The organism is Streptomyces sp. NPDC054840 (genome assembly GCF_053611065.1).
Genome location: NZ_JBSGZP010000762.1, coordinates 1 through 3,253, shown reverse-complemented (window position 1 = coordinate 3,253; position 3,253 = coordinate 1). Strand labels below are relative to the sequence as shown.

Here is a 3,253-nt window from a genome sequence, read left to right as displayed (position 1 = left end):
GCCCCTCCACCGGCCACGCCCCACGGCCACCGCGCCCGGCCCGGCACGGCGTTCGGGACCCCGCGTTGCGGTGCCGTGGGGGCGTACGCGCCGTATCCGGGTCTCCCCCGCCCCGGGATGCGCGGCTCCGCACGTCCGGAGCCCCGGCTCCGCTCGTCGCCGAGCCCGACCTACCATCGGGCCGTGCCCCGACTCCAGTTGCTGCGCTTCGACCACGCACCGGCCCTGCTCGCGTTCGAGCGGGAGAACCGGGCCTACTTCGCCGCTTCGGTCCCGGACCGGGGCGATCACTACTTCGCCGACTTCGACGAGCGGCACGCCGCGCTGATGGCCGAGCAGGCCGCCGGGCTGTGCTTCTTCCACGTCCTGGTGGGTGACGGCGGGGAGATCCTGGGGCGGGTCAACCTCGTCGACGTGGCCGACGGTTCGGCCGAGCTCGGGTACCGGATCGCCGAGCGGGCCGCGGGCCGGGGCCTGGCCACGGCCGCGGTCCGGGAGGTCCGTGGGCCGGCGGTCACGGAGTACGGACTGACCGCGCTGCGGGCGGTCACCACGCTCGACAACACCGGCTCGCGCGCCGTGCTGGCGCGCACGGGATTCGTGGCCACCGGTGACGTCGATCTGGACGGCCGTCCGGGCCTGCGTTTCGTATGCGACCTGCGGGTCGAAACCGTGTGAGGCACGGGCCGGGAGCCGTCCTCGGCCTTGCACCCGACCCCGCCGCCGAGGCATGCTTCGCCAGGGCAAAGCAGGAGGATGATCATGCCGGTGGACAAGCGGACCGTCGTGACGGCGGTGCTGTGCGCGGTGGCGGCCCTGGGGGCTTCCGCCGCGGTGGCCAAGCTCGCGCCGCCGCCGGAGGGGGTTCCTCCCGTACGGGCGAAGGCAGCGCCGACCGCGTCCCCGACGGGCCCGTCATCGCGATCGCAAGTGGCGAAGCCCCAGCTGTCCGCACCTCCCGGTGCCACCCTGCCGCCGGCTGTCACCCCGCAGCCCGGGGGGCCCGCCGCCTTCACCGGAGCCCTGTTCACCGACGGCCTGGACAGTGATCACTTCTGTACCGCCACCGTGGTGAGCAGCCCGGGCCGGAACATGATCATCACTGCCGGACACTGCCTGCTCGAAGGGGACCAGCGCGACGGAAGCGCCGTCTTCGCGCCCGCGTACGCCAACGGCGTCGCCCCGTACGGCACATGGAAGATCGAGGAGGTCTTCGAGGACGACCGCTGGGCCGAGGGTACGGACGACGACTACGACCTCGCGTTCGCACGTCTCGCCCCGGACGCCAAGGGCCGCACCATCGAGGACGTGACCGGCGCGGCCGTCCTCGACACCAGCGGCCGCGCGGGCGAGGAGGTCACCGTCACCGGTTACCCCGCCGACCGGAAGGTTCCCCGTACCTGCACCTCGGTCGCCGTCCGCGAGAGCGCGACCCAACAGCGCTTCGACTGCGCCGACTTCCCGGGCGGCACCAGCGGCAGCGCGTGGATCGCCGGCGACGGCAAGATCATCGGCATCCTCACGGGCGGGGACACGGACGACGTGTCGACCAGCACGGTCCTCGGCGAGTACGCCGCCTCGCTCTACGCCAAGGCCACCGCGAAGGCTCCCGCCGCCTGAGCCCTGCGGCCTGGCCGCCTCAGTCGTCGGTGACCGGGTACAGGTAGGCGTACGGGTCGGGCTCGCCGGTGGATGGGTCCAGTCCGGCCACGAGCCGTCGATGCTGCTCGCGCCGGCGGACGAAGGTGTCCGTCCGCTTCCAGGATCGAATCCCCTCGACGTCACTTGCGCGCCAACCTACTTGGGGACCCCGGGGCGTCCTGCCCACCAGGCCGCGGTGCGCCGACAAGGCACCCTCAGGCCAGAAGCCCCAGGTGGACCGGTTCCGCGCGGGTGTCGGCCAGGAGGTCCGGCAGGCGCGGCGGCCACAGGGGTTCGCCCAGGCCGGCCAGGCGCTGAGGGGAGAGCCACTGCCAGTGGATGTCCGGGGCCTCCAGGACGGGTTCGCGGTGCGGGCCCGTGGTGACGAAGATGTGCTCGTGCTGGCGGACCGGTATCCCCTGGTGCGTGAAGTCGTGCTCCCAGGTGCAGAGCAGCCGTTCGGGCTCCAGGTCGGTCCACCCGGTCTCCTCGCGCAGCTCGCGCCGCACGCAGTCCTCGGGGCTCTCGCCGGGATCGATTCCGCCGCCGGGCGGCAGCCAGTGGATGCCCACCTCCACGTTGTCCTCCCGGAAGAGGAACACGGATCCGGTGGGGGACAGGATGACAACGCGCGCTGCCTGACGTGGAGTTCGCCTCATCGATTCACTGTACGCCGGTGATCGGTTCCGGGGGATGGGCTTGCACCTGGCCTTTTACCGCTGTTTGCCCGCCCCGTCCCCCGGAACCGCCCCCGGCCCGGCCCGGCCCGCGCGCAGCGCCGGCCGTGGACGCCCTCGCGAGTCTCTCCGGTCAGGCCGACGGTCACCGGGGACCGGTCCGGCGCCGACCTCGCCGAGGGGGAACCGACGGTGTCGAACGCCGGACCGGTGATCGATCCGGCCGGCGTACCGAGCCCGCCGGAGCCCTTCCGCGGGCGCGCCGAACGGCTGCGCACCGCGGGTGAGGGCGCCGGGCCGGGGCTGTCGATCGTGGCCTCGATCGCGCGGGCGCACGGGGCGGAGCCGGCGGCGGAGGACGATCCGGCCCCGGAGGGCGACCTGACGGTCCGCGTCCGCTTGCCGCGCTCCGACGAGGCGCGCACGTCGTCGCCACCCGGGCCACGAGGGCCTGCTGATGTACGGTCGGAGGAATGAGCAAGCACGTCCGAGCCCGCTCCCGCCCGCCTCGCAAGCCCGGTGCGACCCCGAGGACCCGCCGGGTGGCTCTTGCCGCCGTGCTCGGCCTGGCGACCTTCACGGCCGGCTGGGTCCACGTGGCCCAGGACCCGGACAAGGCCGCCGATTCCCGGCCGGCCCGCGCGGACGCCCGCCCGCAGGCCGGAGGCCGCGCCGTACGTGACGACCGGCGGCCCGCCCAGCAGGCAGCCCCGCCCGCCGCTCCGCCGGCGGCCGCCCCGCAGGGCCTGACCGGCGTCAGTGAGCGGACCCGGGCCCGGATTCCGGCCGAGTCCCGTCAGCTGATCCTGGTCACCGGCCGGGGGGGGGGGGGGGCGCCGGCGCCCCCCCCCCCCGACACCCCCCCCCCCCGGCGCCCCCCCCCGGGGGCGGGGGCGCGGCGGGCGGCCCCCCCCCGCGCCCCCCCCCCGGGCGGG

4 protein-coding genes are annotated in these 3,253 nt (G+C 75.1%); 3 read left to right on the top strand and 1 reads right to left on the bottom strand.

Annotated elements, in window-relative coordinates; all coding sequences use genetic code 11:
- Positions 1-183: 183 nt before the first annotated feature.
- Together ACWGIU_RS33595 and ACWGIU_RS33590 are read left to right on the top strand one after the other, a co-directional pair.
- Positions 184-678: a GNAT family N-acetyltransferase gene (locus ACWGIU_RS33595; RefSeq protein WP_453711889.1), complete on the top strand. Its 495-nt coding sequence runs from the start codon at positions 184-186 to the stop codon at positions 676-678.
- An 84-nt stretch (positions 679-762) separates the two neighbouring features.
- Positions 763-1,620: a trypsin-like serine protease gene (locus ACWGIU_RS33590; protein WP_453711888.1), complete on the top strand. Its 858-nt coding sequence runs from the start codon at positions 763-765 to the stop codon at positions 1,618-1,620.
- Between the two features lie 236 nt (positions 1,621-1,856).
- Here the strand turns inward: ACWGIU_RS33590 and ACWGIU_RS33585 are convergent, their stop codons facing one another.
- Positions 1,857-2,300 carry an NUDIX hydrolase gene (locus ACWGIU_RS33585; protein WP_453711887.1) on the bottom strand — a complete coding sequence of 148 codons (444 nt, stop codon included), beginning with the start codon at positions 2,298-2,300 and terminating at the stop codon, positions 1,857-1,859.
- A 210-nt stretch (positions 2,301-2,510) separates the two neighbouring features.
- On the opposite strand from ACWGIU_RS33585, the gene ACWGIU_RS33580 reads away from it, so the two are divergent.
- Positions 2,511-2,795 carry a hypothetical protein gene (locus tag ACWGIU_RS33580; protein ID WP_453711886.1) on the top strand — a complete coding sequence of 95 codons (285 nt, stop codon included), beginning with the start codon at positions 2,511-2,513 and terminating at the stop codon, positions 2,793-2,795.
- Positions 2,796-3,253: the final 458 nt, after the last annotated feature.

Bases quoted from the DNA above. Each gene is read 5' to 3' on its own strand.
- ACWGIU_RS33590 (WP_453711888.1), top strand. From the start codon at position 763: ATGCCGGTGGACAAGCGGACCGTCGTGACGGCGGTGCTGTGCGCGGTG.
- ACWGIU_RS33585 (WP_453711887.1), bottom strand. From the start codon at position 2,300: ATGAGGCGAACTCCACGTCAGGCAGCGCGCGTTGTCATCCTGTCCCCC.